29 protein-coding genes are annotated in these 25,945 nt (G+C 35.8%); 19 read left to right on the top strand and 10 right to left on the bottom strand.

Annotation, left to right across the window (positions count from 1 at the left end):
* Positions 1–13: 13 nt before the first annotated feature.
* The 7 genes from arsC to JJJ02_RS03160 all read left to right on the top strand — a co-directional run bounded on the left by arsC (position 14) and on the right by JJJ02_RS03160 (position 7,278).
* The gene (arsC, locus tag JJJ02_RS03190; protein WP_255724773.1) at positions 14–409 is read left to right on the top strand and encodes an arsenate reductase (thioredoxin); all 396 of its coding nucleotides are present in this window, start codon (positions 14–16) and stop codon (positions 407–409) included.
* A 1-nt stretch (position 410) separates the two neighbouring features.
* Positions 411–596 (top strand): helix-hairpin-helix domain-containing protein, encoded by a 186-nt coding sequence (locus JJJ02_RS03185; RefSeq protein WP_240837321.1) that lies wholly within the window; start codon positions 411–413, stop codon positions 594–596.
* A gap of 395 nt (positions 597–991) precedes the next feature.
* A complete protein-coding gene (gene lpdA, locus JJJ02_RS03180) occupies positions 992–2,347 on the top strand; it encodes a dihydrolipoyl dehydrogenase (RefSeq protein ID WP_240837319.1) in 1,356 nt (451 codons plus the stop codon).
* 18 nt (positions 2,348–2,365) lie between these two features.
* Positions 2,366–3,316 (top strand): thiamine pyrophosphate-dependent dehydrogenase E1 component subunit alpha, encoded by a 951-nt coding sequence (locus JJJ02_RS03175; protein WP_240837317.1) that lies wholly within the window; start codon positions 2,366–2,368, stop codon positions 3,314–3,316.
* 12 nt (positions 3,317–3,328) lie between these two features.
* Positions 3,329–4,351: an alpha-ketoacid dehydrogenase subunit beta gene (locus JJJ02_RS03170; protein WP_111717350.1), complete on the top strand. Its 1,023-nt coding sequence runs from the start codon at positions 3,329–3,331 to the stop codon at positions 4,349–4,351.
* A gap of 16 nt (positions 4,352–4,367) precedes the next feature.
* Positions 4,368–5,672 (top strand): dihydrolipoamide acetyltransferase family protein, encoded by a 1,305-nt coding sequence (locus tag JJJ02_RS03165; RefSeq protein ID WP_240837314.1) that lies wholly within the window; start codon positions 4,368–4,370, stop codon positions 5,670–5,672.
* A 169-nt stretch (positions 5,673–5,841) separates the two neighbouring features.
* Entirely contained in the window at positions 5,842–7,278 is a 1,437-nt protein-coding gene (locus JJJ02_RS03160; protein ID WP_239241945.1) for a sucrose-specific PTS transporter subunit IIBC, read from the top strand.
* Positions 7,279–7,348: 70 nt separating this feature from the next.
* Here JJJ02_RS03160 and JJJ02_RS03155 read toward each other — a convergent pair whose 3' ends face one another.
* Positions 7,349–7,873 (bottom strand): transcription repressor NadR, encoded by a 525-nt coding sequence (locus JJJ02_RS03155; RefSeq protein ID WP_099578762.1) that lies wholly within the window; start codon positions 7,871–7,873, stop codon positions 7,349–7,351.
* Between the two features lie 12 nt (positions 7,874–7,885).
* Positions 7,886–8,968 (bottom strand): cysteine desulfurase family protein, encoded by a 1,083-nt coding sequence (locus JJJ02_RS03150; RefSeq protein ID WP_239241944.1) that lies wholly within the window; start codon positions 8,966–8,968, stop codon positions 7,886–7,888.
* 81 nt (positions 8,969–9,049) lie between these two features.
* Between JJJ02_RS03150 and JJJ02_RS03145 the strand changes: the two genes are divergently transcribed.
* The 4 genes from JJJ02_RS03145 to JJJ02_RS03130 all read left to right on the top strand — a co-directional run bounded on the left by JJJ02_RS03145 (position 9,050) and on the right by JJJ02_RS03130 (position 12,849).
* A complete protein-coding gene (locus tag JJJ02_RS03145) occupies positions 9,050–10,489 on the top strand; it encodes an L-aspartate oxidase (protein WP_239241943.1) in 1,440 nt (479 codons plus the stop codon).
* Entirely contained in the window at positions 10,455–11,288 is an 834-nt protein-coding gene (gene nadC, locus JJJ02_RS03140) for a carboxylating nicotinate-nucleotide diphosphorylase (RefSeq protein ID WP_239241942.1), read from the top strand. Before JJJ02_RS03145 ends, nadC begins: the two co-directional genes overlap by 35 nt.
* Entirely contained in the window at positions 11,281–12,372 is a 1,092-nt protein-coding gene (gene nadA, locus JJJ02_RS03135) for a quinolinate synthase NadA (protein ID WP_396614715.1), read from the top strand. The genes nadC and nadA overlap by 8 nt, the downstream gene beginning before the upstream one ends.
* Before the next feature lie 66 nt (positions 12,373–12,438).
* Positions 12,439–12,849 (top strand): hypothetical protein, encoded by a 411-nt coding sequence (locus JJJ02_RS03130; RefSeq protein ID WP_111717361.1) that lies wholly within the window; start codon positions 12,439–12,441, stop codon positions 12,847–12,849.
* A 32-nt stretch (positions 12,850–12,881) separates the two neighbouring features.
* Here the strand turns inward: JJJ02_RS03130 and JJJ02_RS03125 are convergent, their stop codons facing one another.
* Positions 12,882–13,346, bottom strand: coding sequence for a GNAT family N-acetyltransferase (locus JJJ02_RS03125; protein ID WP_111717362.1), 465 nt, complete (start codon positions 13,344–13,346; stop codon positions 12,882–12,884).
* Positions 13,347–13,432: 86 nt separating this feature from the next.
* Between JJJ02_RS03125 and JJJ02_RS03120 the strand changes: the two genes are divergently transcribed.
* A complete protein-coding gene (locus JJJ02_RS03120) occupies positions 13,433–14,152 on the top strand; it encodes an AAA family ATPase (RefSeq protein ID WP_099578748.1) in 720 nt (239 codons plus the stop codon).
* Between the two features lie 14 nt (positions 14,153–14,166).
* Here JJJ02_RS03120 and JJJ02_RS03115 read toward each other — a convergent pair whose 3' ends face one another.
* Positions 14,167–14,985 carry an N-acyl homoserine lactonase family protein gene (locus tag JJJ02_RS03115; protein WP_170122560.1) on the bottom strand — a complete coding sequence of 273 codons (819 nt, stop codon included), beginning with the start codon at positions 14,983–14,985 and terminating at the stop codon, positions 14,167–14,169.
* A gap of 121 nt (positions 14,986–15,106) precedes the next feature.
* Complete coding sequence (locus tag JJJ02_RS03110) at positions 15,107–15,619, bottom strand: DUF402 domain-containing protein (RefSeq protein ID WP_170122561.1); 513 nt, start codon at positions 15,617–15,619, stop codon at positions 15,107–15,109.
* 218 nt (positions 15,620–15,837) lie between these two features.
* Here JJJ02_RS03110 and chrA point away from each other — a divergent pair, with 218 nt between their 5' ends.
* From chrA to JJJ02_RS03095, 3 genes are all read left to right on the top strand, one after another.
* A complete protein-coding gene (gene chrA, locus JJJ02_RS03105; RefSeq protein ID WP_240837312.1) occupies positions 15,838–16,992 on the top strand; it encodes a chromate efflux transporter in 1,155 nt (384 codons plus the stop codon).
* A gap of 96 nt (positions 16,993–17,088) precedes the next feature.
* Entirely contained in the window at positions 17,089–17,619 is a 531-nt protein-coding gene (locus JJJ02_RS03100) for a DNA-3-methyladenine glycosylase I (RefSeq protein WP_111717368.1), read from the top strand.
* A gap of 11 nt (positions 17,620–17,630) precedes the next feature.
* The gene (locus JJJ02_RS03095; RefSeq protein WP_240837310.1) at positions 17,631–18,389 is read left to right on the top strand and encodes a class I SAM-dependent methyltransferase; all 759 of its coding nucleotides are present in this window, start codon (positions 17,631–17,633) and stop codon (positions 18,387–18,389) included.
* A 94-nt stretch (positions 18,390–18,483) separates the two neighbouring features.
* Here the strand turns inward: JJJ02_RS03095 and JJJ02_RS03090 are convergent, their stop codons facing one another.
* Positions 18,484–19,617, bottom strand: coding sequence for an MFS transporter (locus tag JJJ02_RS03090; protein WP_240837307.1), 1,134 nt, complete (start codon positions 19,615–19,617; stop codon positions 18,484–18,486).
* 213 nt (positions 19,618–19,830) lie between these two features.
* Between JJJ02_RS03090 and JJJ02_RS03085 the strand changes: the two genes are divergently transcribed.
* From JJJ02_RS03085 to JJJ02_RS03075, 3 genes are all read left to right on the top strand, one after another.
* Positions 19,831–20,460, top strand: a complete 630-nt coding sequence (locus tag JJJ02_RS03085; RefSeq protein WP_099578734.1) for a tetratricopeptide repeat protein — start codon at positions 19,831–19,833, stop codon at positions 20,458–20,460.
* 80 nt (positions 20,461–20,540) lie between these two features.
* Positions 20,541–21,041 carry a GNAT family protein gene (locus JJJ02_RS03080; protein WP_111717376.1) on the top strand — a complete coding sequence of 167 codons (501 nt, stop codon included), beginning with the start codon at positions 20,541–20,543 and terminating at the stop codon, positions 21,039–21,041.
* A gap of 158 nt (positions 21,042–21,199) precedes the next feature.
* Entirely contained in the window at positions 21,200–22,546 is a 1,347-nt protein-coding gene (locus JJJ02_RS03075; RefSeq protein ID WP_111717378.1) for a YjiH family protein, read from the top strand.
* A gap of 45 nt (positions 22,547–22,591) precedes the next feature.
* Here the strand turns inward: JJJ02_RS03075 and JJJ02_RS03070 are convergent, their stop codons facing one another.
* The 4 genes from JJJ02_RS03070 to JJJ02_RS03055 form a co-directional block, all read right to left on the bottom strand.
* Positions 22,592–22,891, bottom strand: coding sequence for a hypothetical protein (locus JJJ02_RS03070; RefSeq protein ID WP_239241935.1), 300 nt, complete (start codon positions 22,889–22,891; stop codon positions 22,592–22,594).
* Positions 22,888–23,214 (bottom strand): heme oxygenase, encoded by a 327-nt coding sequence (locus JJJ02_RS03065; RefSeq protein WP_240837305.1) that lies wholly within the window; start codon positions 23,212–23,214, stop codon positions 22,888–22,890. The genes JJJ02_RS03070 and JJJ02_RS03065 overlap by 4 nt, the downstream gene beginning before the upstream one ends.
* 12 nt (positions 23,215–23,226) lie before the next feature.
* Complete coding sequence (locus JJJ02_RS03060; RefSeq protein WP_240837303.1) at positions 23,227–23,943, bottom strand: SDR family NAD(P)-dependent oxidoreductase; 717 nt, start codon at positions 23,941–23,943, stop codon at positions 23,227–23,229.
* Positions 23,944–24,353: 410 nt separating this feature from the next.
* Positions 24,354–24,617: a SunI/YnzG family protein gene (locus JJJ02_RS03055; protein WP_239241933.1), complete on the bottom strand. Its 264-nt coding sequence runs from the start codon at positions 24,615–24,617 to the stop codon at positions 24,354–24,356.
* A gap of 160 nt (positions 24,618–24,777) precedes the next feature.
* Here JJJ02_RS03055 and JJJ02_RS03050 point away from each other — a divergent pair, with 160 nt between their 5' ends.
* Positions 24,778–25,941, top strand: a complete 1,164-nt coding sequence (locus JJJ02_RS03050; protein ID WP_240837301.1) for a CynX/NimT family MFS transporter — start codon at positions 24,778–24,780, stop codon at positions 25,939–25,941.
* The last annotated feature ends 4 nt before the right edge of the window (positions 25,942–25,945 follow it).

Genomic DNA, 25,945 nt, shown 5'->3' with positions numbered 1-25,945 from the left:
AAGGAGAATAATTATGACTAAAACAATCTATTTCTTATGTACAGGAAATTCTTGCCGTTCACAGATGGCAGAAGGCTTCGGAAAAGAATATTTACCAGAATGGAATGTATATTCTGCGGGAATTGAATCACACGGAGTAAACCCAAAAGCGATTGAAGCAATGAAAGAAGTAGGTATTGATATTTCAAACAATACTTCTGATGTAATTGATAAAGACATCTTAAATAATGCAGACTTAGTTGTAACATTATGTGATCATGCAAAAGATGTATGTCCGGTTATACCACCACATGTACGTACTGAGCATTGGGGATTTGAAGATCCTGCTGGACAAGACTGGTCAGTATTTCAGCGAGTACGTGATGAAATTGGAACACGTATCAAACACTTTGCTGAAACAGGTGAATAAAATGGAACTACCAAAGATCAGCAAACCAGCATTGCGTGCACTTGGTAGTATCAATGTGAAGACATTAGAAGACGTTACGAAATATAGTGAAGCAGAGTTATTAGCTTTACATGGATTTGGCCCAAAAGCCATTCGTATCTTAAAAGGAGTAATGGAAGAGCAAGGATTGAAATTTAAAGAAGAATAAATATATAGAAAATGCACCGTTCATTATTTGAACGGTGCAATTTTTTTGCCAATAGATATTTTTGTAAGGAATATCACACATTTTAATTATTTGCTTTCCCTCACGTTGGATAATATTAAAAAAACATTTTGGTATAGACACGAAAATTGAAATATAATTTCAAAAATATTTTTATTAATTTATTATTTATATTGAGAAATAATACAAACCAAAATATAAAAATATATAAAGAATTAATCTATTATTTAAATATAGTGAATGGCTACTTAATAAATGTTCTCTTTTTGATATTTTATTTCGTCACAAAATAGTTACAAAATATTCTGATAAATTAATTGTAAACGTTTACAATTAGGTTTAAAATAAAGTTGTGAAATAAGAAAGAGGTGATAAGGTTGAAATATAATTATGATGTCGCCATCATTGGCGGAGGTCCAGGTGGTTATGTAACGGCGATTAGATTAGCTCAATTTAATAAGAAGGTCATTTTGTTTGAAGGAAAAAATTTAGGAGGAACTTGCTTAAATATGGGATGTATTCCTTCTAAAGCAATGCTGAGGATTTCAGAGGTTATGTCCACAATTAAAGAAGCGGAAAAGTTTGGGATTATAACTAATGAAGTGAAAGTGGATTACTCCAAAGTAAAAAGTTATAAAGAAGATGTAGTGAAACAATTAGTAAATGGTGTTGGATATTTGCTTAAGAAGAATGGTGTTAAAGTGATAAATGAATTCGTAACAGAAATCAAAGATCATGATATTAAATACGCTGAAAATAAAGTTTCGGCAGAAAATATTATTTTGGCAACAGGATCTCAGCCTTTTATCCCTCCAATCGAAGGATTAAATAGTATTCAATATGATACGACAGACACTATTTTTACGTGGAAAACTTTACCTAAGTCACTCGTTATCATTGGTGGAGGTGTAATTGGAGTAGAAATGGCACAAGCGTTCGCACCACTTGGAGCAAAGGTAACACTTGTTGAGGTTGCTGATGATATTTTGATGACGGAAGATCAATCAGCACGTAAATTAGTAGAAAAACATTTAAAACAAGAAGGTATTACCATAATTACTAAAGCAAAAATCTCCAAAATAGAAAAAGACGAAATTACAGTTGGTAATGAAACAATACCGTTTGAAAAAATACTTATAGCCACTGGACGCAAAACAAATTTAGAACTTGCAGAGCAATTGGGTTTAGAGCTTAGTGAAAATAAAAAATTTATTGAAGTAAATGACTATATGCAAACTTCACAAAAACACATTTATGCCATTGGTGACATTATTCCAGGTTATCAACTTGCACATGCTGCAAGTCACGAAGGATTAATTGCCGCTGATTATATAGCTAATAATAACCATCACAAGTTAGACCAGACTAAAGTGCCACGTTGTGTGTATACAACACCTGAAATCGCTTCATTTGGCTTAAGTGAAGAACAGGCAAAAAAAGATTATGATATAAAAGTTTCAACTTATAACCTCGCTGGCAACGGTAAAGCAATTTCATATGGAGATTCTACGGGATTTGTAAAAGTAATCAGTGAAAAGAAATACGGTGAAATTCTCGGTGCAGTTATTTGTGGTGCACATGCAACAGAACTAATAAGTACTATCTTAGCTGTAAAAAATGCCGAAGGTACAATGGACGAATTAGCACATCAAATTTTTGCACATCCAACAGTTTCAGAATCAATAGGAGAAAGTGCTGAAGATTTCTTTGGATTAAGTATTCATCAGCCATAAAAAAGGGAGGAATAAACAATGGAAAAGGAAAAAGCACTATGGATTTATCGAAAAATGAATGAAATTCGTGAGTTTGAGGATGAAGTGCATAGAATATTCTTGACTGGTACGATTCCAGGTTTTGTACATTTATATGCAGGAGAAGAAGCAATAGCAGTAGGAGCTTGTGCAGAACTAAATGATGCTGACTATATCACAAGTACACACCGCGGACATGGACATGCTATTGCTAAAGATTGTGATATTTTAGGTATGATGGCTGAGATTTATGGACGTAAAGATGGATTAAATAAAGGGAAAGGCGGTTCAATGCATATTGCTGAAGTTGAAAAAGGTATACTAGGTGCCAACGGTATCGTTGGTGCCGGATTCCCACTTGCAAATGGTGCGGGTTTATCTATAAAAACATTGAAACAAGATGCAGTGGCAGTATGTTTCTTCGGTGATGGTGCATCAAATGAAGGTACTTTCCACGAAGGATTGAACTTTGCCTCAATTCTAAATTTACCTGTAATCTTTATTTGTGAAAACAATGGATATGGTGAGGCGACACCACATAGCTATGCCTCAGCGTCAGATACTGTTGCAGAACGTGCCTCAGCATATAATATGCCAGGTCACCATGTTGATGGTAAAGATGTTGTTGCAGTCAACGAAGTGATGATTGAAGCAGTGAAACGCGCAAAAGCTGGAGAAGGGCCGACATTAATTGAATGTAAGACTTATCGTAACTATGGTCACTTTGAAGGAGATGCGCAAAGTTATAAATCAGATAAAGATGAACTACGTGATTTAGATCCTATTGTCATCTTTAAAGAGCGTGCATTAAAAGAAGGCTGGATGACAGAAGAAGAAGCGAAAAAAATTGAAGATGATGCTAAAGCATTAGTTGAAGAAGCGGTTAAATTCGCAGAGAATAGTCCACTACCAGATGAATCTTCATTACTTGAAGATGTCTATGCAGATTAAGGAGGAATAATCATGACAAGAGAACTCACATTTATGCAAGCAGTTACTGAAGGAATCGACCAGGCAATGGAGAAAGATGAAACAGTTATTTTAATGGGAGAAGACGTTGCTGGTGGTAATACAATTGAGCATTTAGATGGAGATGAAGCGTGGGGCGGCGTGTTCGGCTTAACGAAAGGTATTGTAGGTAAATATGGTCGTGAACGTGTTATTGATACACCAATCGCCGAACAAAACTATGTTGGTGCGGGTGTAGGTGCCGCGGCAACCGGACTTAGACCGATTGTTGAATTAATGTTCAACGATTTCATTGGATATGCACTAGACGCATTACTTAACCAAGGTTCAAAAATGCGTTACATGTTTGGTGGTAAAGCAAAAATTCCTATGACGATGCGTACCGTGCATGGCGCAGGTGCTTCAGCGGCCGCTCAGCACAGTCAATCATTATATGGTATGTTCGGAGCAATTCCAGGTATAAAAGTAGTTGTACCATCCAACCCATATGATGCAAAAGGATTATTACTTGCCGCAGTTGAAGATGATAACTTAGTTGTATTTTCTGAAGATAAAACATTATATGGTATGAAAGGTGAAGTACCAGAAGAGTATTATACTGTTGAAATAGGCAAAGCAAAAATTGTAAGAGAAGGTACAGACCTTTCAATCGTTGCGATTGGTAAAATGGTACATGTAGCACTTGAAGTAGCGGATGAATTAGAAGGCCAAGATGTTTCAGTTGAGGTTATTGATTTAGTAACAGTAGCACCGTGGGATCAGGAGACAATATTGAATTCTGTAGAGAAAACAAATCGATTAATTGTAATAGACGAAGCAAATCCACAAAGTTCTACAGGTCATTCAATTGCAGCTGTTGTTGGTGACAAAGCATTTGATTATTTAGATGGACCTGTTAAAGTTATTACGGCACCACATACACCTGTTCCTTTTGCTGAGAACCTTGAGAAACTATACATTCCAAATAAAGATAGAGTGCTTAAAGAAGCAGCAGAAATTATTGATGATTTAAAATAATGCGAGGTGAAGTTAAATGAGTAAAAGAGTTGATATGCCGAAGCTAGGAATGACCATGACAGAAGGTACAATAGATGAATGGTACAAATCTGTAGGTGATGCTGTTAAGAAAGGCGAAGCATTATGTATGATTGCTTCTGAGAAATTAACGATGGATGTTGAATCTCCGGATGATGGACAACTACTTGAAATCACTGTTGAAGCAGGAGGTGTTGCGAAAGTTGGTGAGCAAATAGGACTTGTTGGTGCAGAAGGTGAAGAGAGCGATAACAAGCCGTCAGGAGACGATGAAGCACTAAGTGAATCTGGTGAACCCACTGATGAACGTCAAGCAATTAAAGATGCTGCAGAGAAATCAGATAGCTTTGAGCGTACTCACGATAAGGAAATTAATGAAAATGCAATTGAAGAAGAGGGTCATCCAACTGAGCAACCTCAACAATCTGATAAGAGAATATTTATCACACCGCTTGCTAAGAAAATAGCACAAGAAAAAGGTATAGATTATTCACAAATTAAAGGTACGGGTGGTAACGGACGTATCACAAAGCGTGATGTTGAAAATGCACCAGCTAAAGCGCAGACTGAGCAAGCAGCTCCAGCTGAAGTTCATGCCGTTGCCGAGAAATCTATTACACCGAAAAACTTAAGCCCAATGCGTAGTGCGATAGCTGCGAACATGATGAACAGCTTACAAACGACAGCACAATTAACATTACATCAAAAAGCAAATGCAGATAAACTATTTAAATTTAATAAAAAACTTAAAGCTGAAGTTAGTAATAGCGAACTAGATATTAAAGTAACTGTTACGGCATTGATTACTAAAGCTGTTGCATTGGCATTAAAAGAAGATGAAAAAATGAACAGTACTTATGATGAAGGCATTTTAACGAAACATGATGATGTGAATATCGGAATAGCAACTTCGCTTGACGATGGATTGATGGTACCGGTAATTCATGATGCAGGTAGTAAATCTATCGGTGACATTGCAGTGCAAATCTTAGAACTATCTGACGCAGCAAGAAACGGTAGTTTAGAGAATGAGAAGATGAGTGGCGGTACGTTTACGATTACAAATATCGGGACATCTGGTATTGAATATTTCACACCAGTGCTAAATGCACCTGAAGTAGGTATTTTAGGTGTAGGATCAGTGCAAAATGAATTAAAATTAGTTGATGGTGAAGTGAAAGAAACGAAAATCATACCGCTCAGCTTAACAATCGACCATCAAATTATTGATGGTGCAGACGGTGCAAACTTCTTAGCTACTTTAATCAAATATATTGAAAATCCATTTTTATTAGTACTATAAATGATGAGAAGCTTGAGACAGGTGGTCTCAAGCTTTTTTTTATAAAAATATTAAATGTAAGCGTTGACAGAAAGTGATTTTGGGAGTAAGATTAGTTTAAATTAAGCACATAGTTCACGGACATATTTTTTTACACCAAAATGGAACCGGTTCCAAAGGAGGAAATGGAATGGATTACAATCAAGTTTCAAAAGATATTCTAGCTGCTATCGGTGGCAAAGAAAATATCGATGCAATGGCACACTGTTCAACGCGTTTACGTTTAGCTTTAAAAGATGAGAGTATCGTAGACCAGAAAGCATTAGACAATATGGATGCGGTAAAAGGTACTTTCTCAACAGGTGGTCAGTACCAAATTATTATCGGAGCAGGTACAGTCAATACTGTATTTAACGAAATGAGCAAGATGACCGGTATGGATGCTGCAACGAAATCAGAAGTAGCGTCTAAATCTACGAAGAAGATGAACCCATTACAACAATTTGTTAAGATGCTTTCAGATATTTTTGTGCCAATTATTCCAGCAATCGTAGCTGGTGGTTTATTGATGGGGATTAATAACTTATTTACAGGAAAAGGATTATTTATCGAAGGTAAAACATTAATTGAAGCATATCCTAATTTACAAGGATTAGCAGACCTAATTAACTTGCTTGCAAATGCGCCATTCGTATTCTTACCTATCTTAATTGGTTTTAGTGCTGTTAAACGTTTCGGTGGTAATCCATACTTGGGTGCAGCACTTGGTATGATTCTTGTCCACCCTGGGTTATTAAATGCGTATGAATATCCTAAATTTATTGCTGCAGGTAAAGATATACCTTTCTGGGATATCTTTGGATTGCATATTGAAAGTGTTGGTTATCAAGGTCAGGTTTTACCGATTTTAGTGGCGAGTTGGATATTAGCGACAATCGAAAAGAACTTACGTAAAGTAACACCATCTTGGTTAGATAACTTAACAACACCATTAATTTCTTTATTTGTTACTGGATTCTTAACATTTCTATTCGTTGGACCGTTAACACGTACAGCAGGTACTTATTTAACAGATGGTTTAACTTGGTTATATGAAACTGGTGGATTTGTTGGAGCGATGATTTTCGGATTCTTCTATGCACCAATCGTTATTACAGGTATGCACCATTCATTTATCGCAGTTGAAACGCAGTTAATTGCAGATGCTGCGAAAACTGGTGGATCATTTATCTTCCCAATCGCTGCAATGAGTAACATAGCACAAGGTGCAGCAACATTAGCGGTATTATTCATCACGAAAAATGAAAAATTAAAAGGTATCGCATCTGCTGCTGGTATCTCAGCGTTATTAGGCATTACAGAACCTGCGATGTTTGGTGTAAACTTAAAATTAAAATATCCATTTATCGGTGCGATTATTGGTTCAGCAGCTGGTTCAGCATATATTGGTTTAATGCAAGTTAAAGCGACGGCTTTAGGTGCAGCAGGATTACCAGGATTTATTTCTATTAAAACGGGACAATGGACCAGTTATTTTATTGCAATGGCTATCGCTTTTGCAGTGTCAATGATAGTGACATTTGTCTTATCAAAAAGACAAAAATATAAAGAAGTTGAAGAAGCATAATTTATATCATTAATTCAATATAAAATATTAATAAGGCCAGGACGCGTTGTCCTGGCCTTATTTGTGCTGTTTACTCATAATCATAAATAAATCCATGTGCTAATAAATCACGTTCTGCATTATCGAGTATCTTTTCGGATTTAGCTGAGATTACATGTTCATGTATACCGTATGTGAGTTCTGCAAGCATTCTGCCGTTATCTTCGGTCATATCATTTGAGAATTCATAACAATCTTCTACAGAATTGAGCATCAGGTTCGCTGTAATTTTACCGTACACTGGATGATTGACGGATACATTATCAATCATTGCGCCATTTTCAACGATAATCGTTAATTCTTCTAACATTCTGCTATTGTCATGTTTTACGGTAATCGTACGTTTATATTTCTCACCTGTTTGAGGTGTCGCTTCAAAGATATATCCTTTCTTTGTCGCTTTAATGCCGATTTCTTCTTCACGCAATTTTGCAATATCCGAAACAATGATTTGCCTTGAAACATTAAATTGTTTCGCTAATGCAGCGCCTGGTATAGCAGCTGTACTTTCTTTAATCAGTTGTGCAATTTGTCGTCTTCTTTCCTCTGTTTGCATAGACTTTCACCTTTATGTTATTTGATTGATGACTTCTAAAAAAGTATTGATTTCTTCTTCTGTTGTTAATGTACTAAGTGATACCCGAATATATTGATGTACCGAGTAACTTTGCTTTGTAATCAATGTTTCTAAGCCTCTTGAATGCATTGTACCATGCCCACATGCAGTTCCGGTAGAGATTAAGATATTGTGTTGTGACAGTTGCTGCATGATATATTGTCCGTCTGTTTTATTGATAAGGATCGGAATAATATTTTTAAGCTGTGGTTCGAATTTCATCGGTACGTATAATGCTGGATCGAGCGTAGTAATAATTTTGTGATTGAATTGTTGTATCGTGTCTGATTGTTTATAGTCTATCAATGCTTGTGTCATCGCAACAAGTGACGGTACATCCACCGTGCCGTTTCTCATATGATGTTCGTGATGATAGAACGGATTGGTTATGCGCAATGCTTCTTCTCTAATTAGAAGGGCACCAATCCCTTTTGGACCGAAAAATTTATGTCCGCTAATTGAAAGTGACGTTACATATTGCGTTGGAATCCTTAACTTACCAGCTGATTGCACTGCATCAATGTGAAATGGAATATTAAATTGATTTGTTAATTTTCCTATTTGCTCAATTGGAAAGATATAACCTGTTTCAGAACTAACATGAACACAGCTTACACATGCTATTGTTTCATGATATTGCTGTATAAATTGTTCTGTCAGAGTTAGATCAATCATGCCAGTTTCATCTTCTGGGAAGTAGTGTATGTCGTAACGAGCATGTTCGTGTAACGCTGCATAGACAGATGGATGTTCAAATTTAGACGTAAGTATGATTGTCTTATTTGATTCATGATAGAGATAATTGTTTAAAGCCATTTCGTTTGCATGAGAGCCACTGGTCGACGTTACAAGTGTAAAGTTATCTGTAAAGTATCCGTTCAGTGCATTCTCGCAGTTGTGTACGATATCTTTAACCATATCGCCACCACTATGCAAACTCTCAGAATTATAATAAAATTTTTGATTTGTATCAAAGTAACGTTGCATTGCACTCGCTGACATAGGTGATGTTGCAGCATAATCTAAATTTATCATCGAATTACCTCTTGTAATTTTATTGTTTATGTGACAATATAATTGTAAAACTAATGTAAATATATTGTAAAGGTGTTTTTTATGTATGATGTAATTATTGTCGGTGGTGGTATTAGCGCACTCAGCCTGTTAAGATATCTTCCGAAACACTATAAAGTTGCTGTCGTGATGGAGAACAATGCTTCTTCGAGTGTTATGGCACAAGGTGGCATTGCGTCATCTTTATTTGAAAGTTCGATTGAAAGTCATGTGCAGGACACATATACCGCTGGATGCAATTACGGAGATATTGATGTTATTCGTAAGATGATTGAAACGGGAAATCATGTTGTTCGGGATTTAATAAATAGAGGTATCGAGTTCGATCAAAAATCAGGATTGTTTGATTTAGGTATGGAGGGCGCGCATGCTGTACCTCGCATCTTTCATATGAATCATGATCAGACAGGACAATCTCTTTGTGCTTTTATGCGTTTGCAACTTCAACCACAAGTTGAAATGATTTATGGGCGTTTAACGGCATTACATAAAGATGTATATGGAAAGGTTTGCGGTATTTCAGTAGATGATAAAATATTACCGGGGCAATTTGTTGTACTTGCCACCGGTGGATATAGTGGTATGTTTCAACCTGCCTCGAACCCGAGTGTATCTGGTGTGTATGCACAAATGCTCGCACTACTTTCAGGGTGTACATTACGTGACCTTGAAATGATACAGTTTCATCCGACGATGCTTACGATTGATAATAAAGCAATCTGTCTCGTCTCTGAAGCAGTAAGAGGTGCTGGTGGCGTATTGGTGAATGAACATGGTGAAGCAATTATGGCAAAGTATTTGCAGCGTGATCTGTCACCACGGCATATTACGAGTTACGAAATATTCAGTCGCATACAAAATGGAGAACGCATTTATTTAGACATTTCAAACATACGCAATTTTGCACAGCAGTTTCCATTCATTCATGCACAGTGTGAGCAATTTGGTTTATCGGAACGCATTCCTGTTGCACCGGGTGCACATTACACGATGGGTGGTATAGCAGCAGATGTAAATGGTGCGACAGCAGTAGATAACTTATTTGTAATTGGTGAAGCAGCATGTACTGGTTTCCATGGTGCGAATCGACTTGCAAGTAACTCACTGCTGGAAGGGCTTGCGATGGGGAAATTGCTGGGAGACACATTGATAAATAAAACGTTAACCCCACCAGGCAGAATTTTTTCTACTGTAAATATTCAATATAATAGTGATTTTGATCATGAATCATTTATGAAGTATGTAGGTATCGTAAGGGATACTGACAGCTTAAACAAATACTTAAGCACGCTTAATTCAAATGATACTTTAACAGTATTTGCACGCCTTATTGCAGAATGTGCGATAAATCGAACTTCAACACTTGGTGCACATGTGATAAAGGATAAAGATATATCAGACAGCGATAAAACAAATATCGTAAAACATTTAAATGGAGGAACAACTGTTGAATTTAATTCGCTTAGAACAAAAGTTACGTGATTTTATGGATGAAGATTTATCATATGGAGATCTATCATCAGCTATCTTTGATAACAATACAACTGGCACGATGCAACTGATTGCTAAAGAAGATGGCTATTTTTGTGGTGAAGATGTTATCTTACGAGGGTTTAATATTTTAGATAAGTGTGATGTCGTTTGTTTCAAACATGATGGGGATACGTTACATAAGGGTGAGGTTATTGCTAAAATCTCTGGAAAAGTAAAGCATCTATTACAGGCAGAGCGTACTGTATTAAATATGATTCAACGTATGAGCGGGATTACGACAGAAACGAAAAGGTATATGGAGAAAATAGCACATACGTCAGCTCAAGTGACAGATACACGTAAAACAACACCGGGACTTGGCATGTTTGAAAAATATGCAGTACGTATTGCAGGTGCCAGCAATCACCGTAGAAATCTTAATGACGGAATCATGTTAAAGGATAATCACATTGCATTTATGGGGTCGATTGAAGCAGCAATGCAAAGTGCAAATGCATTGCGTGGTCATATGGATAAGATTGAAATTGAGATAGAAGATGAAGAAATGCTTAAAGCAGCAATTAAAGCTCAGGCCGATATCATTATGTTTGATAATTGTACGCCGGAATTTATTAAAGCGCATATTCATCTTGTGCCAGATCATATTATTACAGAAGCATCTGGTGGCATTAATATCGACACGATCAAAGCGTATGCCGAAGCAGGTGTCGATTATATTTCAGTTGGTAAGTTATTTCATGGTGCCAATGCACTCGATATTTCAGGAAAGGTGGATATCAATGATTGATTTATTAAAGTCAGGACAAATCCCTGAACAGTATTTACAAATGTCGAAAGAGGCGCTTGAAGCAAGGGTGAAAGAAGTAAAAAGTTTGCTTGGAGATGATTTATTTATTCCTTGTCATCATTATCAAAAAGATGAAGTCGTACAATTTGCTGATGCAGTAGGTGATTCGTTAGAACTTGCAAATATTTGTAAGACGAATACAGCGAAGTTTATCGCATTTTGTGGTGTACACTTTATGGCAGAAACTGCTGATATGCTGACAAATGATGATCAGATTGTATTGTTACCAGATTTAAGAGCAGGTTGTTCGATGGCAGATATGGCGAATATCCATCAGGTGGAACGTTGTGACGCATATTTAAGAGCTGAATTTAATATCGACTGTCTACCACTGACTTATGTCAATTCTACAGCAGCAATTAAAGCGTTTGTCGGTAGGAAAGATGGAGCATGTTTAACAAGCGGTAACGCACATAAAGTAGTGAGTTGGGCACTTCTGCAGGATGAAATCATACTCTTCTTACCAGACCAGCATTTAGGACGCAACACAGCATATGATTTAGGTGTTCCGTTAGAACAGATGGCAATCTATGATCCGATTCAAAATAAACTTGAATATGATGGTGAAATGAGTGACTTACGTATCATCTTATGGAAAGGGCATTGCTCAGTGCATGAGAAATTTACGGTGCAAAATATTGCCCAAGTAAGAAAGCAGCATCCGGATATGCGCATTATCGTTCATCCTGAATGTACTTTTGAAGTGGTTCAGCAAAGTGATGATGCAGGATCTACACGAAAAATCCTGGAAGAAATTACGAACGCAGCACCTGGCTCTAAGTGGGCAATCGGTACAGAAATGAACTTAGTTAATCGCATTATAAAGCAAAATCCAGATAAAGAAATCATCTCACTTAATCCATTTATGTGTGCATGTCTGACGATGAATCGTATCGACTTACCACATCTTGTATGGTGTCTCGATAAGATAATAGAACATAACTTCGAAAACCAGATTACAGTAGATCATGAAACGACGACCTATGCTTTAAAAGCATTAGATAAAATGTTATCTCTGCAGTAATCGTTATAAATGTAATAAATCTATAAATGCATTATAATAAACATAATGTTGAATGGAGGAATTACAATGAATAAATGGGTAAAAAGAGGTTTAGTAGTCGGCGCATTAACAGTTGGTGCCGTACAAGGCGTTAAATATTTAGAGAAAAACGAGATGGTTAAAAAACGTCTGAATGATTTAAAGAACGTTAAAGAATATAACGACTTACGTAAAGCGATTATGGAAGTTGTTCATGCATTTAACAACAACAACGCACCACGTCTAGAACAACAATTCCAGAACAATGATTTTGTTACTGATCAGACTGAACCGACAAATAATGTGCAGGAAGAAACGATTGGTGAAGCGGTAAAACGCGTGTTAGATACACCAGTTGTAACGAATTTAATCGGCGATAAAGCAGATATCGATATGATGAAAGATTTAATCGATGAAACAGCTGAAGTTGAAAAGCTAATCAGAAGCTGGTTTAACTAAAAAGATTGAGACAAAATTTTGTCTCAATCTTTTTATATTTCCAGTCTATAAATATATTGTTCACCTAAAGCGCCCTCAATGCGACGACCTGTATCTTCGAAGTCAACACGTTCATATAGTTTTTGTGCTGGGATATTGGCATGGTTTACACCAAGAACAATAGATTTGACATGTGTAAAATGTTTCCTAATGTAAAACGGTAATTGCAGCATTGCATGTTTACCATGCCCTTTTCCGCTATATGAATGATCCATAATCAGACTAGTAAGCAGTAAAGATTGTTTTTCATCTGTATACTGAAATCTTCTATCAGTACGATGCAATAAGAAGAAACCAATCGGCTGATTTCGATTAATAATCACGACACCATGTACATTATCGTTTATTTCTTCGATACTATATTCTGGTAATTGTGTATACTTTAAAGCTTCAGCTGGTTGATAGAATTGCCTTAATCTCTCTTTGTACTGCTCATCATATGGAACCAATTGAACCATCTTTGCACCTCGAATGACAATAAATTTTTATTATTACTTTTTTTACTATATTATTAATATAACAGAATTTTTTATGAGGTGAAAAGATGTTTATCAAAAGTATTGCATCAAATTTTAAGCCACATGAAGCAACACCTTACTATATGAAAATCCCTGCGATAAAAAAATTAGAACGTATTGATTTAACCAATCCAGTAACTATCATCGTCGGAGAAAATGGAACAGGGAAATCAACTTTAATAGAAGCGATTGCAGTGAATTATGGGTTAAATCCAGAAGGCGGAGGCAAGAACTTTAACTTTGCAACGAAACATTCACATGCAGGACTATATGAAGAAATAAGACTTGGAAAGATGGGTGTACCGAGCGATACATTCTTTTTACGTGCAGAAGGATTTTATAATGTGGCAACTGAAATTGAGCGGCTTAATGCCATTGACGGTAGACTGCTCAACAGTTATGGTGGTAAAAGTTTGCATGATCAATCCCACGGTGAATCATTTCTAGCGTTACTTAAATATCGATTTCGAGCGAAAGGTTTATATATTTTAGACGAGCCTGAAAGTGCTTTATCACCGATGCGTCAAATGTCGATGATTGTTAGGATCAATGATTTAGTAAAGCGTGGTGCGCAGTTTATTATCGCAACGCATTCTCCAATTATTATGGCGTATCCAGGTGCTGATATTATTCAGTTAAATGATGATGGATATGAACGAATTGATTACAGAGAAACAGAACATTATATCGTTACAAAGGCATTTATCGATAAACCAGAAAAGATGATTGAGACTTTATTAGAATAGTCTCAATCATCTTTTTATAATGTGATGATTTCTTCTTTTAAACTGAGGTCATGACTTGTTAATATTTTCTTACATAGAGAATCTTTACTTACGTTATTAATCCAGAGTAACGCCTTCTTTAAATCATAGTGATTCATCACATGAGCTGGAATAATAATATCTTCATAAGATGCATTGACCAGTGCAGCATCACTCGTGATTAAAATATATTCTCCGGCACTATTCATTACTTTCACCATAAATAAACCAACGCTGTGACCTGGAGCATGGATGAGCTGTACTGTCTTATCTCCGAATAGATCATATGATTGGCCACTTGGGCCAATGCCCGTTTGGTCAAACTCAAAGCATGTTAAATCTATATCATTCCATAACTTTTGAAGATAACGCATTACACGTTTATTGGATTCTAATATTTCTTCACGACTTGCAAATATATATTTGGCATCTTTAACCTGACGAACACCGCTTACGTGATCGCTATGTAAATGTGTAAGTAACACATAATCTAAGTCGCCTGGTAGTATTCCTCTTTTACTGAGTTGCTCGTCTATCGATTGTCCTTCAGGTAATGTAGCGCGATGAATGAGTCGCTGTAATCCCAACTCTTTATGTTCTTCTGTGCGCACGCGTTTATGCCAGCCTGTATCAACAAGTATTAATCCTTTCGGGTGTTCAATCAGGAAACATGCGATAGGATATTGTTTGCGGTTTTTCTTACATGAAATAAATCCAAGCTTTGTAAGTGGATTTAGGGATTTAGTCTGTGTCGTAACGGTGCGATCGACAGTAATAAACCCTGTCTGAATAACATGTATACTAATTTTTGACACGTAAATCCCTCCGTTCCAGTTAATGTTACAACTAGCGTATCATATTATTTATAAAATAGTATTCCTTTATTGTTACAAGTTGTTAAAGATGTATAAAAAAAGATACTCTAAAAAGAGCATCTTATTTTATCGGACCATCGACATCTTTAAAATTATCGATGCCGAATGGAAATACATTATTTTTTATATTTGTTTTAAGTTCCTGCAGTGAAACGAGTGCGAAATTGGTTAACTGCAATGGATAGTTATATCGCTTCGTACTATCTAAGAACATGTCATTATTTCTTAAAAACCATTGTCCTGTATTCGATTTGACATAATCCATATCCAGGTCGATATATGTAATGTTGCCTTCATCATCCATTTGGCAAGGTGTTGAGATATTACAAAAAATCTTAACAGGTTTATATTGTTCATCGATTGAAATTGATACCGTATATCCATGATATTTAGAAAGAAAATGAAGCGTATCGTAATCAAGTAAATATGCTTCGTCTTTAATGAAATGTTTTAATAGAGAATTTTTTTCACATACTACAAAAAAGTAATGTGGTGTTTCAGAAAGTAATTTCCCTTCTACTTCTACGTGAGGTCTATCTGGATATTTATGTGATTTTATCTTTACTGTATTCACTATCTGGACCTCCTAATTTAATGTGTAGGTTTATTATAATATGAAATCGTTTTCCATGCATTGATTTCAACAGTTCTCTTTAATAATGTCATAAATTCGAGAAATTTTAAACCGTAACTCTATATATTCTCTTAAACCTTACATAATCTTTAAAGTGTTGTAACATAACTGTACTGAATATTCGTTATGATAAGTTTAACAAATCAATGGGGTGGGTTATGGGACGTTTATTAGAAATATTTTTAGTAGCACTAAAACTTGGCGTGACGAGTTTTGGAGGACCGGTTGCGCATCTTGGTTATTTCCGAGTTGAATATGTCGAGAAAAGAAAATGGCTAAGTGATAAAGTATATCAGGATCTTGTCAGTCTATGTCAGTTCCTGCCTGGGCCAGCATCGAGTCAGGTCGGTATCGGTATTGGTTTAATGCGTGGAGGGATACTCGGCGCAATATTAGCCTTTTTAGGCTTTACATTACCGTCAGTCTTTGTCCTGATTGCGTCAGTGTACTTTATGAAGGCACTCGATATGGATCTGGATTTTATAAAAGGGTTACTCATCGTTGCAATTGCCGTCGTTTTGCATGCATTAGTTGGTATGGGTAAGACCACTTTAAATAATTTAACAGCAATCATGATCTTTTTACTCAGTTTAGTCACTGCACTTGTATTTCCAACAGCATTTACGCAAATCTTAATTATTATCACTTCAGGATTAATTGGTATGTTATTGTATAAAGTTGAAACGAAAAAAGATGCGCCCATCTCTATTCAAGTTTCGAAATCAATGAGTATTGCAGCATTAATACTACTTGTTATTTTAATGATTGGACTACCGATTATTGCCCAGGTGATTAATAATGAATGGCTACATATGTTTGATAGATTATTTCGCGGAGGATTACTGGTATTTGGTGGAGGTCATGTCGTATTACCACTGTTACAAAGTGCCTTCGTACCGGATATGATGGATATCGATACATTCCTTGCTGGATATGGCTTAACACAGGCGATGCCTGGTCCATTGTTTACCTTTGGTTCATTTGTTGGCGCAAGTTTATTTGGTGTAATAGGTGGACTCGTCGCAATGGTAGCAATCTTCTTACCCGCCTTTTTATTAGTGATCGGAACTTTGCCATTCTGGGCTGTTATTCGTGAGCATCGATTGATGAAACAGGCATTAAAAGGAATTAATGCGGGTGTTATCGGTATTTTAGGAGCTGCATGGATAAATCCTATTATCATGCATACTGTAACACATTGGATGGATGTTGTATTTAGTTTAATACTTTTTGTTTTATTATATTTTGTAAAATTGCCGCCGTGGGTTATCGTAGTGCTCGGTATTATTATTGGATTTGTATTTTATAGATAAGTGCACAATTTATATTGTGTGCTTTTTTTGTGGTAGTAGAGTGGTTGCTTAAATGATACAATAAGTAAGTAATTTACAAAGAAAAAAGGTGATAGCATGAGATTTACCTGGGCAGATAGTCATCCATTGATGGCCGAATATTATGAGAATGAATGGGGTATTGCATCGCATGATGATGCGTATCTCTTTGAAATGCTTGTTCTTGAAGGTATGCAGGCAGGTCTTTCATGGCTGACAATATTGAAACGCAGGGAAGGCATACGTGCTGCACTCGATCAATTTGATTATCATAAAATCGCAAATTATAATGCAGATGATTTTAATCGGCTGATGAAGTCAGATGCGATGATTAAAAATAAATTAAAGATTGGTAGTATCATTAATAATGCGCAGAAATTTATTGAGATTCAGCAGGAGTTTGGTAGTTTTGATCGATACATATGGTCATTTACAGACTTTAAACCAGTGGTTACATATTTTGAAGAAGAAAGTTTAGTGCCTGCAGATAACGCTTTATCTCAACAAATTAGTAAAGATTTGAAGCAACGTGGTTTTAAATTTGTCGGACCGGTAATAATTTATGGATTTTTAGGTGCAATAGGTATCATTCAAGATCGATTACGTTAAAGAGGTGTTATATGGATAGTAATGAACTTTTTAGTGAAAAAGTAGAACAGTATCGGAATTCCAGACCTAAATATGCTTGTGCGTTAATGGATTATATGAAAGAAACTTTTTCAATTGATGAGACGACAACGATTGCTGATATCGGCGCGGGGACTGGTATATTCACTGAACTATTACTGGATTTAGGCGCAAAAGTTATTGCGATTGAACCGAATAGTGCGATGGCAGCACAACTCCGTCTGGCACTAAAGTGTAAAGAACTTGAAATACATGAACGACCAGCAGAAAGTACAGAAATTGAATCTCATACCGTTGATATGATTACTGCAGCACAAAGTTTTCACTGGTTTGATCAAAATGCGTTTAAATCAGAATGCAGAAGAATATTAAAAGGGAATGGCCCGGTTTGTCTTGTCTGGAATACGCGTATAGAAGAAGCACCGATTAATGTAAAGACCGCAGAAATTTATTCAGCGTTCTGTCCAAACTTTAAAGGATTTATCGGTTATGGTGGTGGGGTACAGTATTCTGAAGAAAGTATCTCAGATTTTTTTGAAGGTCAATATGATAAGCAGTCATATCAATTTCCATTAACATATGACAAACAAGGATTTATCGATCGTGCGTTATCCGCATCGTATGCTTTAGTGGAAGGCGATAGACAATATGATACGTTTGTAGAAAAGTTAGCGAACCTGTTCGATGCGTTCGCTGAAGATGGCAAAGTAATCGTGCCAAATGAATCAGTACTTTATTACGGAACAATATAAATTTACATCTAATATTTATAATAAAAAATAAACACACTTTATCAGTTCAATAGATAAAGTGTGTTCTTTTTTAGTTATTTTGTTCTGACTAAAATTAATCTCTCTTTATGGACACAGCTAATCCTAAACAAATAATCGCAAATAAGATTGATAAATAAGGCGCAACAGACAAAGAGAATGTTTCTACAATAATACCACCAATTAACGCACCAAATCCGATACCCGCATTTAATGCTGACATATTCCATGCCATGATAGTACTTGAATCACCTTCTACTTGCTTTATGATACCGATTTGAATGGCTGGGTTTGTTCCCCATTCAAAGATATTCCAGACAAGCATCACGAATAGTAATACGAAGTAAAATGGTAAAGCGATATTAAAGAAAAATAATGATAGCGTAAATACAGATAAGGCGATAATCAACCATTGCTTACTACCAATTTTATCTGCCATCATCCCACCTAAACTTGTTCCCGCAATACTACCTAAACCACAAACAAATAATAGAATAGAGACGTGTTGCAGCGTATACCCATGACTGATCATTAACGGGCTAATATAAGTAAACACGATATAGTTTGAAGCTAATATAAAGAATGTGATACCAATATATTTTGCAGCTTCTTTAGGATACAGTAGTTTTGAATGTTTGTTTTCATCTTCTGCTTGTACATTAATTTTATTTGGTAACTGAAGCATTAAGAGGATGGTTGCAATAATACTTACTATAACAATCATCCAGAATGTCGCACGCCAACCGAACATTTCTCCGATTTTTGTGCCGAGAGGTACGCCAAATACATTAGCGCCACTAAATCCGATGTATACAAGACCTAACATTTTCCCGCGTTCTTCAGGTCTGCTTAATACTACGGTTAAAGCTAATAATTTCACGACAATGATACTCGATGCCGCAGAAGCGATAATCCGTCCGATGACGATGACAGTAAATGTATCCCCAACCGCATTAATCGTATTTCCGATAATAAAGATAATCATGCTGATGAGCAATATCCATTTCGGATTATATCTTTCGGTAAGTTTCACGAGGATTGGACCACAAATAGCAACCGTAAAAGCGTAGATAGTGACTAATTGACCGGTCAGTGATTGATTAATATTTAAATCATCACTGATAAGCGTTAAGATACCTGCAACTACGAGTTCCACCATTCCAACAACAAAGATGCTAAGTATAAAAGTAAATAATTTAAGGCGTGTCATAATAGATCCTTTCAATATAGCGTGCATTAGAAATTATATCAGTAAAAATAAAAAAGTACATCCTTATGTTATCAGATGAATAATTATGATAAACACTATACAATAAAAGAGAGGTGAGCATCATGGGAGCAATACTTTCATTTATTGGTGATATATTTGCAGCAATAGCAACAAGTCTATTACAACAAACAAAACAAAGCGAGGAGCATGACAATGAATTATAATGAACAAATCGATTTAGTATTTGAACAGTTTGAGAATGGGGATATTGAAGAGGCGACAAAATTATTACAGGAAATTGGAAATCATATCAATCCAGGTGATGAAGATTACGCGGACTATCAATTAAATGCGGCATATATTTATGCAGCAGATAATCACTTTGATAAAGCACGCGAATCATTAAATAACTTATTAAATTCTGAAGATGCAGAAGAACAACAAATGGCATATCATCAATTAGGATTAGTAGAAAGAATGGATGCAGAGTTTGATCAGTCGATTGCATACTTTAAGAAAGAAGCTGAATTAATCGATGCTAACTTTAGTGATGATACGATTAAACAATCTGTAAATTTATACGAGTTAGGATATGTACAATTATTAAATAATCAATATGATGAAGGGAAAGCGTCACTTGAAGCATCTTTAAAATTAGCTGAACAGTCAGAAGATGATTTAAGTATTGCGATTTCTAACCGTGCATTAGGTGAATTATATGCTGCACAGGAAGAGATGGATAAAGCTAAATCTTACTTCACAGAAGCGAAACGCTATTTCCGTAAAGATGGCGATGATATGGGTGTTGCTGAAATTGAAGCTTTAGAAGCGGCAATTTTCTAAAAATTCATTGTCAAAAGCGTTATAAAAGGTCATAATGATAATGAAAAGGTTTTCATAATGGTTGACGAGGAGTGATTGGCATGATTCAGGAACTAACAAAAGAACAACTTCAAGATGCTGTGGATCGAATTGCTGAGATTTATTTAACAAATTTCGAAGATGCGAGAAGCCATAAAGAAATGGTTGCAAATATTTTAAAATACAGTGAAACACCAGGATTTAAAGCATTGATTAGTCATCAGTTTGGTAATATCAATGGTTATTTGTATGGCTATCCGAGTGAAAGTAAACAATTTTATCGTGAATTAATCGATCGATATTTAACAGCTGATGAGAAAGAGAAATTAAATGGTGCATTTGAGATTCTTTCAATCGCTGTTGATAAGAGTAGCAAGCATAGCGGTATAGGAACGAAGTTACTTGCAGCACTTCCTGCAGGTAAATATTATTTAACAAGTGATGTACATGATATCGTTGCGAATACATTCTACTATAAGAATGATTGGCAACTGTTAAAAGGTAATATGCATTTACATCCAAGTATCCCTGATAAAAATTTATATTACAAAGAAGTAAAATAAAACTGTATACCCAATCGAAATTATCGATTGGGTATTATTATGGTCTTTATTATTCGAATATTCAAAAAAATGAATGTTTTGAAATGGTATTTACACAGTAATTTTAGTGTGTTAATGTATAAATATTAATTTTTGTGAATAAAAAATGGAGGAACGTAATGGAACAATATGATAAGAAGACCTGGAAGATAGGTCAGCTGAAATTTATTATTTTAAGTATTATCGGTATATTTTTATTTTTAACACCACTACAAGTTGATGGTAAGACGAGTTTGCCTGTGGCTGTACTTGCCAAGTGGTTTTTAAATGTACTGGGTAATACAACACCAACATTGATTTATAGTGTAATTATGATTTCGATATTATTTACATTTTATTTTAGTTTTATTAGTAAACCTAAATCATCTTATATTAATACTTTATTTAATGTGAATTGGATATGGTGCATTGTTAGGTTAATAGGTGCAGTATTTGCAACGATTGTTTATTTTAAAATGAATGTTCCTTTTGTTGATACAGAAGCCACAGGACAATTAATTTATTCTGGGTTATTGCCAACTTTAATTGCAGTCTTTTTCTTTGCAGGTCTGTTTTTACCATTTTTAATGGATTATGGTTTACTTGAATTTTTAGGACCGATGTTCTCAAAAGTAATGCGTCCGTTATTTACATTACCGGGACGTTCTGCAGTAGATAATTTAGCTTCATTTATCGGAGATGGTACAGTAGGTGTAATGATTACGTCGAAACAATATGAAGGGAATTTCTTTACACGTCGAGAGGCGACTGTTATTGCAACATCATTCTCAGTTGTATCGATTACGTTTGCGATAGTAGTGTGTGATCAAGTAGGGTTAATGAATCATTTCTTCGCCTTTTACGGGACAGTTATCGTATCATGCTTAATTGCAGCGATGATTATGCCACGTATCTGGCCATTATCAAAAGTGCCAGATCAATATGCAGATGGCAGTACAGAAATTATTGATGAGACGACACCTGAAGGACATACGATTGTAAGTTATGGTTATCACAATGCGACAGTTAAAGCGATTAAAGCACCAGGATGGAAGCTGTTCTGGTTATCAGGGGTGAAGACTGTTGGGGATATGTGGTTTGCCGTATTACCTGTTGTAATGGCAATCGGAACATTAGCAACGATTGTCGCAGAACATACGAAGTTCTTTACATATATAGGGCTGCCGTTTGTACCTTTACTTAATTTATTGCAAATACCAGACGCAGTTGCTGCATCTGAAACGATATTAATTGGATTTGCAGATATGTTCCTGCCTTCAATTTTAATCTCAGATGTAAAGTCAGATTTAACACGTTTTATCATTGGTGCACTCAGTATTTCTCAATTAATCTACTTATCTGAAGTAGGTGGGGTAATTTTAGGTTCTAAAATACCGGTCAGCTTACCGAAGCTATTTGTTATCTTTTTGATGAGAACGATTATATGTCTTCCAATTATTACGCTTATGGCACATTTAATCTTCTAAGGTATAAAATCAAGCCCGAACTGTTTAAGCAGTTCGGGCTTCTTTTTATAAACATTCATATATTTCTACCGACTCAAGTGTATGTTTAGTATCAACTGCAAACCAAATGGCATTCCAATCCTCTTGACTACGTTCAAACGCTGTGCGTGCTTCGTAATCAGCTATTGAATTGTAGAAAATATCTAGTACGATTGTCGTAGTTGTATCATTTGTTTGTCTATACATTTTAATATCAGTACTCGATGGCGTTGAATTAAATTTAGGATCCGCAGATACTTGAAACTTATGCATCAGTTCAGGTAGATATTCATTTTTAGTTGTGTAGGTGAATACAACTTTAATCATTTACTAACCTCTGTTTCAAGCTTTGCAATTACTATTTCTGAACCTAACATCGGTGAGTCCTGTTTCTCAGATTCTGACTTATTACCGCGTTGTACGTGTGCTTTTTTAAATGCATCACTTGTTTTCCATGCTTCGAAATCTTCTAAAGTTTCCCACCATGTGTTTACATGTAGTTCGTCATATTCATCTAAATTCTGAATTGACCAAGTTTCGATTTTAGTAAATCCTTTTAGCTCTGTAATGTCGCCACCTTTAGTAAACATTGGTGCCATTTTTTCAGCAAAACCTTTTTTCATTTTAATTCTATTTGTTACGATATACATTATTTTACATCCTTATTTTTTAATTGGGTTTGTCGCCCAGATTTGAGTGTGTTTAACAAATGTACGTCGATTTAATTTTAATTGGCTCACAATAACTTCAGCAATATCTTCAGGGTGTGTCATTGATTCAGGTTCAAGTGACGGTTCACCGATTAAGTCTGTTAGCACTGCTGAAGGGTGAATAAGAAATGTACGGATATTATGCGGACGCATTTCTCGCATAAAGCTATCAGACATACCAGAAAGTGCAAATTTTGTAGCTGAGTAAGCACTTGAATTGGCATTAGCATTCACTGCTGACATAGAGCTCATATTAACGATATCGCCTTGACCTTGTTTAATCATGACTGGTGCTACTTCCTGCATAAAGCGGAATGGACCGTATACATTTGTCTGGATGAGCTCATCTAATAATGCTTCTGATGTTTCTAAGAAAGGTGCATTTTTCATTACACCTGCGTTATTTACTAATATATCAATTCGCTCAAATGTTTCAAGAACATGTGCGACACATGATTTTATATCTTCTGCATTTTTATTATCACAAACAATTGCTGTCGTATCGATGTCGTATTGATCGAGTGTTGTGATAGCTGATTCTAACTTATCAAAGTTACGTCCGGTAATTGCGATATTTACGCCTTCCTGTGCTAAAGCTTTCGCAATTTCAAGACCGATACCACTAGAACCACCTGTAATTAAAGCAACTTTTCCTTTTAATTGTTCCATTGTATTGCCTCCTTTATCTTCACGTTTATAGTAACAAAACTTGGTGGAAAGAGGATAGTAATATGAATGATGATGCTTATTAAAGAAGGCGAGTGGTGGAATAGGTGCTAGTGTATGTCATCTTTTCCGGATACTCGTACTATCCGGAAAAGACAGGCGGAAAATAGGTGAGAGATGTGTCATCTTTTCCGGATAATCGTACTATCCGGCAAAGACAGACGGAAAATAGGTGAGAGATGTGTCATCTTTTCCGGATACGCTTACTATCCGGCAAAGACGGGCGAAAAATAGGTGAGAGATGTGTCATCTTTTCCGGATACGCGTATTATCCGGCAAAGACGGGCAAAAAATATAATACAAATAAACATAAAAAGAGGCCGTATATAAACCCGGCCTCCATCGTATTACAATTACTTATTTAATTCATTGATGATTTTTTTGTCGTTGTGTGTGTAGATGATGTATTTTTTATCTTTAGTGTCTAAAAGGATACGATTAGTTTTACCAAAAGTTGAACCGATACGTACTACTTTCTCATCGTTATTCTCATCTGCACCAGCGTAGATGTTTGTATCTTCTTTTACGCCTAAGATGTCTTCGTTCGGAATTGTGATGTCAGCAACACGCCATTTGATATTTACTTCTTTATCGTTCTTAGTAATTCTCATTGCCATTTTTAATACACATCCTTATTTATTTGATACCATAAATATACTCCTTTTTATGACGACTTACAATTAAACCGATGTTTTTTCCCGAAAAAAAATGAAAATTACGTGATATGATTGAATTAACAAACAATCGTTAAAAATAGAGCGATTAAGGAGGACAAAATTGAATAAAAAAATTCAAATGTTGATATTACTACTCGGTGTTGTTGTCGTTGCTTCGACATTACGAGCACCGCTTACAGCAATTGGCCCGATGATTTCAGAAATAGGTGAAGCATTAGATCTTCCGAAAGCCTTACTTGGAATGCTAACAACGATTCCGCTGATGATGTTTGGCATGGTATCACCGTTTGTGGCGCGTTTCTCTCGTTCAGTAGGGATGAGCGCTGCATTGATGATTGGCATGTTTATTCTACTCTGTGGTCTTATCATTCGTATTATTCCTAACATCCCTATGTTGTTAACGGGTACGGTATTGATTGGTATTGGCATAGCGATAGGAAATGTAATACTTCCGAGCTTTGTAAAATGGCGTTTCCCTCAACAGATGGGATTGATGACGGGCGTGTTTGCTGCAACGATGAATATGACAGCAGGTATCGGTGGTGGTTTAAGTGTGCCATTGAGTATGGTTAATGATGGAGGGTATCAATATTCATTAGGATTCTGGATATTATTTAGTATTGCAGGTATTTTACTATGGATGCCACAACTGAAATATAATCCAAGATTAACTGTAACAGAAAGTAAGCGTCCTATATATAAATCTAAACTTGCGATTGCAATTGCTTTAATGATGGGATTTCAGTCGATGAACTTTTATTCAACTGTTACATGGTTTCCTGATATTTTAATGTCATATGGCGTTAGTCAGGAAGCAGCGGGTTATTATTTAATGCTCAATCAGTTTGCTCAGTTGCCGATGACTTTTCTAATGCCTGTTATTGCAATGAAAATGAAAAATCAACGTCCACTTGTGTATTTATTTACAGCATTATTTCTAATTGGCTTCAGTGCATTGCTAGTTAACAAGACGATATTTATCGTAATTGCCATGATAGCGACTGGTCTGGCAGGTGGTGCGGCATTTAGTTTATGCATGTTGTTCTTCTCACTACGTGCCAGGACTACTGAAGATGCGATTGAATTGTCTGGTTTCAGTCAATCCGTCGGGTATTTTGTAGCTGCTATCGGTCCGATGTTGCTCGGATATTTACATGATGTATTTAATAGTCACACACCGAGTTATATTATGTTCTTTGTGATTACGATTGTGATGTTTATTTTTGCTTTTATCTCAAGTCAGAATAAATATATCTTTGAATAGAAAA

The organism is Macrococcus sp. PK, from assembly GCF_022501545.1.
Classification (GTDB): Bacteria; Bacillota; Bacilli; order Staphylococcales; family Staphylococcaceae; genus Macrococcoides; species Macrococcoides epidermidis.
Note: the sequence above shows the minus strand (reverse complement) of the source record. Positions and strands in the feature narration are given on the sequence as shown.

Bases quoted from the DNA above. Each gene is read 5' to 3' on its own strand.
- JJJ02_RS03055 (WP_239241933.1), bottom strand. From the start codon at position 24,617: ATGGCAATGAGAATTACTAAGAACGATAAAGAAGTAAATATCAAATGG.
- JJJ02_RS03145 (WP_239241943.1), top strand. From the start codon at position 9,050: ATGTATGATGTAATTATTGTCGGTGGTGGTATTAGCGCACTCAGCCTG.
- JJJ02_RS03130 (WP_111717361.1), top strand. From the start codon at position 12,439: ATGAATAAATGGGTAAAAAGAGGTTTAGTAGTCGGCGCATTAACAGTT.
- JJJ02_RS03100 (WP_111717368.1), top strand. From the start codon at position 17,089: ATGAGATTTACCTGGGCAGATAGTCATCCATTGATGGCCGAATATTAT.
- nadA (WP_396614715.1), top strand. From the start codon at position 11,281: ATGATTGATTTATTAAAGTCAGGACAAATCCCTGAACAGTATTTACAA.
- JJJ02_RS03155 (WP_099578762.1), bottom strand. From the start codon at position 7,873: ATGCAAACAGAGGAAAGAAGACGACAAATTGCACAACTGATTAAAGAA.
- chrA (WP_240837312.1), top strand. From the start codon at position 15,838: ATGGGACGTTTATTAGAAATATTTTTAGTAGCACTAAAACTTGGCGTG.
- JJJ02_RS03175 (WP_240837317.1), top strand. From the start codon at position 2,366: ATGGAAAAGGAAAAAGCACTATGGATTTATCGAAAAATGAATGAAATT.
- JJJ02_RS03095 (WP_240837310.1), top strand. From the start codon at position 17,631: ATGGATAGTAATGAACTTTTTAGTGAAAAAGTAGAACAGTATCGGAAT.
- JJJ02_RS03060 (WP_240837303.1), bottom strand. From the start codon at position 23,943: ATGGAACAATTAAAAGGAAAAGTTGCTTTAATTACAGGTGGTTCTAGT.
- arsC (WP_255724773.1), top strand. From the start codon at position 14: ATGACTAAAACAATCTATTTCTTATGTACAGGAAATTCTTGCCGTTCA.
- JJJ02_RS03080 (WP_111717376.1), top strand. From the start codon at position 20,541: ATGATTCAGGAACTAACAAAAGAACAACTTCAAGATGCTGTGGATCGA.
- JJJ02_RS03170 (WP_111717350.1), top strand. From the start codon at position 3,329: ATGACAAGAGAACTCACATTTATGCAAGCAGTTACTGAAGGAATCGAC.
- JJJ02_RS03165 (WP_240837314.1), top strand. From the start codon at position 4,368: ATGAGTAAAAGAGTTGATATGCCGAAGCTAGGAATGACCATGACAGAA.
- JJJ02_RS03090 (WP_240837307.1), bottom strand. From the start codon at position 19,617: ATGACACGCCTTAAATTATTTACTTTTATACTTAGCATCTTTGTTGTT.
- JJJ02_RS03160 (WP_239241945.1), top strand. From the start codon at position 5,842: ATGGATTACAATCAAGTTTCAAAAGATATTCTAGCTGCTATCGGTGGC.
- JJJ02_RS03085 (WP_099578734.1), top strand. From the start codon at position 19,831: ATGAATTATAATGAACAAATCGATTTAGTATTTGAACAGTTTGAGAAT.
- JJJ02_RS03070 (WP_239241935.1), bottom strand. From the start codon at position 22,891: ATGATTAAAGTTGTATTCACCTACACAACTAAAAATGAATATCTACCT.
- JJJ02_RS03065 (WP_240837305.1), bottom strand. From the start codon at position 23,214: ATGTATATCGTAACAAATAGAATTAAAATGAAAAAAGGTTTTGCTGAA.
- JJJ02_RS03150 (WP_239241944.1), bottom strand. From the start codon at position 8,968: ATGATAAATTTAGATTATGCTGCAACATCACCTATGTCAGCGAGTGCA.
- JJJ02_RS03075 (WP_111717378.1), top strand. From the start codon at position 21,200: ATGGAACAATATGATAAGAAGACCTGGAAGATAGGTCAGCTGAAATTT.
- JJJ02_RS03120 (WP_099578748.1), top strand. From the start codon at position 13,433: ATGTTTATCAAAAGTATTGCATCAAATTTTAAGCCACATGAAGCAACA.
- JJJ02_RS03185 (WP_240837321.1), top strand. From the start codon at position 411: ATGGAACTACCAAAGATCAGCAAACCAGCATTGCGTGCACTTGGTAGT.
- JJJ02_RS03125 (WP_111717362.1), bottom strand. From the start codon at position 13,346: ATGGTTCAATTGGTTCCATATGATGAGCAGTACAAAGAGAGATTAAGG.